The 4,829-nt window shown below is 68.0% G+C and carries 3 protein-coding genes; 1 reads left to right on the top strand and 2 read right to left on the bottom strand.

From position 1 onward, the window contains the following. Window positions 1-146 precede the first annotated feature (146 nt). Together ACTIGN_RS16360 and gyrA are read right to left on the bottom strand one after the other, a co-directional pair. Window positions 147-935: a 2-keto-4-pentenoate hydratase gene (locus tag ACTIGN_RS16360; protein ID WP_439625699.1), complete on the bottom strand. Its 789-nt coding sequence runs from the start codon at window positions 933-935 to the stop codon at window positions 147-149. 263 nt (window positions 936-1,198) lie between these two features. Then, window positions 1,199-3,928, bottom strand: a complete 2,730-nt coding sequence (gene gyrA / locus ACTIGN_RS16355) for a DNA gyrase subunit A (RefSeq protein ID WP_439625697.1) — start codon at window positions 3,926-3,928, stop codon at window positions 1,199-1,201. 230 nt (window positions 3,929-4,158) lie between these two features. On the opposite strand from gyrA, the gene ACTIGN_RS16350 reads away from it, so the two are divergent. After that, on the top strand, window positions 4,159-4,788 hold the full coding sequence (locus ACTIGN_RS16350; protein ID WP_439625695.1) for a hypothetical protein: 630 nt from the start codon (window positions 4,159-4,161) through the stop codon (window positions 4,786-4,788). Window positions 4,789-4,829 lie beyond the last annotated feature (41 nt).

Below are 4,829 nucleotides of genomic sequence, written 5' to 3'. Positions count from 1 at the left end.
AGGACAGAGGACAGAGGACAGAGGACAGAGGACAGAGGACAGAGGACAGAGGAGCATACCCGCTGGTTGCTCTCTGATCTCTGTCCTCTGATTTGTAATCTGCGTCCATCTGCGTAATCTGCGGATAAATCTCTTCGCCCTGCTCATCACCGCCCGAAAGTCATCTCCACGCGGCCGAGCGGGCCGAAGTCGGCGACGAGGTGGTCGCCCGGGTCCGCGAGGTACACGCCGGTCGTCAGACCGGTCGTGATCCGGTCCCCGCGGCGCAGGCTGCGGCCGAACTTCGGCAGCTCGTTCGCCAGCCACGCGACCACGTTCAGCGGGTTGCCGAGCACCGCCGCCCCGGAGCCGGGGAACATCCGCGTGCCGTTCACGATTAGCGCCGTCTGGTGCGTCGCGAAGTCGACGTGCCGCCAGTCCGCGACCGGCGTGCCCACCACCCACGCGCCGTGGATCGCGTTGTCGGCCAGCAGCGACGGCGCGCCGACCGTCTTCCAGTCGAGGTAGCGGTGGTCGACGATTTCGAGGGCTGGGATCACCGTGCTAATGAAGGGCAGGATCGTTTCCGGGGTGTACGTCGCGCCCGCGGGCACGTCGTCACCCATCTCGAAGCCGAACTCGACCTCGGGGCACCGCACGGTGAACTCGGCGGCCGGGAGCGTGACGCCGGTTTGGTGCGTCGAGTTTGACAAGAGCACGCCGAAGAACGGCGCGTCGACGCCGAGCGCCCGCTGCGCGACCTCGCTGGTGCAGGCGATCTTGTACCCGATGGGCGTACCGCCGCCGCGGGCGAGGAGCTTGCGGACGAGGTGCTCCTGGACCGCGTACCCCTCGGCGAGCGTCCGCGGCGCGACGTCGGCCGGCAGCGCCGCGACCGTTCGCCGGGTCGTTCGCATGTCGAAGAGCTGGTCTGCGGCCGCGGCGGTGCGGTCCATGTGCGGGCTCCGGGAGAGCGGCTGCGCCGCAAATTCGAAGCACGAAGTACGAAGCACGAACAACGCACGCAGCCCGCGAATCTACTTCGGTGTTACGCAGTTGGCTTGGTGGGGCAGACATTCTTGTCTGCCTCCAGACGCTTCCGGAGGCAGACAAGAATGTCTGCCCCACCAGAAGTAAGCAGATCCGAGCCCGACTGCGTAACTCCTACTTCTTTCGGATTTCGTGCTTCGTGCTTCGAATTTGCGGCGCAGCCGCGGGATCAGCCCTCGTCCGGGGCCGGGTCGGTGGCCACGGTGTCGCGGGCGACCTTGGCGACGGTCACCAGCTTGTCGCCGTCCTTGAGGTTCATCACGCGGACGCCCTGCGTGTTGCGGCCGACGATGCGGATGTCGTCCACCTTCGACCGGGTCACCATCCCCTGCGCGGTGATGAGCATGATCTCGTCGCCGTCGCGGACGCTCGTGATCGTCACGACCTTGCCGTTCTTCGCCGTCACCTTCACGTCCTTCACGCCCTTGCCGCCGCGGCGCTGGAGCCGGTACCGCATCCCCGACGGGTCGTTCTCGTCGGCCGGCTCGTCCGCCTCGGCGGGCTCCGCGGGGGCCGCCTCGGCGTCGGCGGGCTCGTCGCCGTTGGCCTCGCCGGTCGCGGCCGCGAGGGTCGCGGGGTCGGCGTTCGCGCCGAACGGGGTCCGCTTGCCGTACCCGTTCTCGCACACGGTCAGCAGCAGCCCGTCCGGGTCGGCGACGACCATGCCGACGAGCTCGTCGTCCTTGCGGAGGTCGATCCCCCGAACCCCCCGGGCGTTGCGGCCCACGGACCGCACGCCCTTCTCCCCGCCCTCGGGAAAGCGGATCGCCATGCCGTTGCGGGTCGAGAGGACCACCTCGTCGCCCGGCTTCGTGAGGCACACGTCGATCAGCTCGTCGCCGTCGTCCAGCGCGATGCCGATGATCCCGCCGGTGCGGACGTTGCTGTACGCCATCAGCTCGGTCTTCTTCACCGTCCCCTTGCGGGTCGCCATCATCAGGTGGAACCCGTCCACGAACTCGCGCACGGGGACGATGCTGGTGATCTTCTCGCCGTCCTTGAGCGACTGGAGCACGTTGGCGATGTTGCGGCCCGGGGAGGTGCGGCCCGCGGTCGGGATCTTGTACACCTTGAGCCAGTACAGTTGGCCCTTGTTGGTGAAGCACAGCAGGTACGACTTGGTGCTGGCGACGAAGAAGTGCTCGATGAAGTCCTCGTCCTTCACCCCGCCCTGCACCCCCTTGCCGCCGCGGTTCTGCACCCGGTATTCGGTTAGCGGCATCCGCTTGATGAACTGCTGGTGCGAGACCGTGACGACGTTCGGCTCGTCCTCGATCAGGTCCTCCATGTCCACGTCGCCGCCGTCGTCGCTGAACTCGGTCTTGCGGGCGTCGCCGTACCGGGCCGCCATCTGCTCGAGGTCGGTCCGGATGACGGCCCGGATGTTCGCCTCGTCCGAGAGCAGCGTCTCGTACCCGCGGATCTGGTCGCGGAGCGCCTGGTACTCCTTGAGGATCTCGTCGCTCTCCAGGTTGGCGAGCTGGCCGAGCTGGAGCCGCACGACGGCCTCGGCCTGGGCCTCGGTCATCTGGTACTCGGCGGTGGTGCCGAGTTCCCGCTGCAGCGCGCCGAACGCCTCGGCCCCGAGCGCCCGCTCCATCATGCCGGCCGGCACGCTCACCCCCTGGAGCCGGGCCTTCGCCTCGGTCCGGTTCGGCGACGTGCGGCAGATGCGGATCACCTCCTCGATGTTGGCGATCGCGATGAGCTGCCCCTCGAGGACGTGCCCGCGGCGCTTGGCCTCGCGGAGCAGGTACTCGGTGCGGCGGCGGATCACCTGCAGCCGGTGGTCGAGGAACTTCCGCATCAGCTCCTTGAGCGGCATCCGCCGGGGGTACCCGTCGGTCAGCGCCCACATGTTGATGCTGATGGTCTTCTGGAGCTTCGAGAACTGGTACAGCTGGTTCTGCACCATGTGCGGGTCGGTGCCCCGCTTCAGCTCGACGACGATGCGGACCGGCTCGCCCCCGCGGGCGCTCGACTCGTCGCGGACCGCGCTGATGCCGGTGATCCGCTCGTCCTTCACGAGCTGGCCGATCTCCTCCAGGAGCGGGATGCGGCTGACCTGGAACGGCACCTCCTTGATGAGGATGTGCGGGTTCTTGCCCTCGACCACCTCGGTGCGGGCGCGGAGCGTGAGCCGGCCGTAGCCGGTGTTGTACGCCTCGACGATCCCCTGCCGGCCCATGACGATGCCGCCGGTCGGGAAGTCCGGCCCCGGGATCACCTCCAGCAGTTCCACCAGCGAGACGTCGGGGTTGTCCAGCACCTTCAGGAGCCCGAGGCACACCTCCCGGAGGTTGTGCGGGGGGATGTGCGTGGCGATGCCGACGGCGATCCCGTCGGACCCGTTGACCAGCAGGTTCGGGAACTTCGCCGGCAGCACGAGCGGCTCGCGGTACTTGCCGTCGTAGTTGTCGATGAAGTCGACGGTCTCGTGGTCGATGTCGTTGAGCAGCTCGTTGGCGACCTGCGTGAGCCGGGCCTCGGTGTACCGGTGCGCGGCCGGCGGGAGCCCGGCGATCGACCCGAAGTTCCCCTGCCCGTGGACGAGCCGGTAGCGGAGCACCCAGTCCTGCGCCATGCGAACGAGCGAATCGTAGATGGACGCGTCACCGTGGGGGTGATAGCGTTTCATGGTCTCGCCGATGATGCCGGCGCACTTGCTGGTCGCGGCCGTCGGCGTGAGGCCGAGGTCGTTCATCGCGACGAGGATGCGGCGCTGCGACGGCTTGAGCCCGTCGCGGACGTCCGGCAGCGCGCGGCTGACGATGACCGAGAGGGCGTAGGTCCGGTAGCTGGTCTGGAGCTCGTCGACGATGTCGAGGTCGTCGATGGGGGCAGGCGGCAGGGCCGGGGTTCCGTCCGGCGGAGCGGGGGGCGGGGTTCTCGATGCCAACGGCGTCTCCTCGCTCGAACCCGCGGATTTCCAGGCGTCCGCAGGGCTTCTAACGTCGTTCAGGAAGGTCGTGATATTTTACGGGAATGCGGCCCCCCCAACCAGCGACGTTGCCGCGGATCGTGAACTTTTCGACAAGACGTAAAACATTCGCAGAAAACGCTTTACAGCGACGATTCCCGGGCCGGTGCGCCGGCCCGTTCCGAGCCCTACGATTCGAGAGAGAACCCATGCGTGCCGTGCCGTTTGCGGGCCTGTTCGGAGCCCTCCTCGCCCTGGCGGCGACCCACCCTGCCCCGGCCCGTGCCCAGGCGCCGAAGCTGACCGTGAAGGACACGCCGGCGGCCGACTTCACCCGCACCAAGGCGCTCAAGGTGAAGGTGACGGCGGAGTTCACCGAGGTGAAGCTCGGGGAGATCCTGAAGGAGTTCGCGCACCTCGCCGAGGAGAAGACCGACGAGCCGCTGATGCTCGCCTACGGCGAGGGGTTCCCGTTCGCCAAGAAGCTGACGTTCAAGGTGACCAACGTGACGCTCGAATCGGCCCTCGACTCGCTCTTGAAGAAGGCGGGCGGCACGCTCGGGTACGTCGTGGTGTCGAAGGACGGCGACAAGTACGATGGGTGGGTGCGGATGACGGCCACGGGCGAGCGCGGCATCGAGGCCCCGCCGCCGGGCGCGGCCGAGGAGGCGGAAGCCGTGACGAAGCTGGGCCTGGCGAAGAAGCTCATCGACGCCAACAAGCCGGGGCCGGCCAAGACGGTGCTCGAGATCATCGCCCGCACCTACCCCGGCACGAAGGCCGGCGCGGAGGCGAAGGCGCTGCTGGAAAAGCTGACGAAGGAAATGGAGAAGGAGTAGCGGGCGGCCGGGAGAGGACGGGGCGTGTTGTAGCCGCGGGG

Source organism: Gemmata sp., assembly GCF_051859125.1.
Lineage (GTDB): Bacteria > Planctomycetota > Planctomycetia > Gemmatales > Gemmataceae > Gemmata.
The sequence above is the reverse complement of the archived record's forward strand: the minus strand, read 5'-3'. Positions and strand labels throughout refer to the sequence as shown.

Coding starts and splice junctions, on each gene's coding strand:
- ACTIGN_RS16350 (WP_439625695.1), top strand. CDS start 4,159: ATGCGTGCCGTGCCGTTTGCGGGCCTGTTCGGAGCCCTCCTCGCCCTG.
- ACTIGN_RS16360 (WP_439625699.1), bottom strand. CDS start 935: ATGGACCGCACCGCCGCGGCCGCAGACCAGCTCTTCGACATGCGAACG.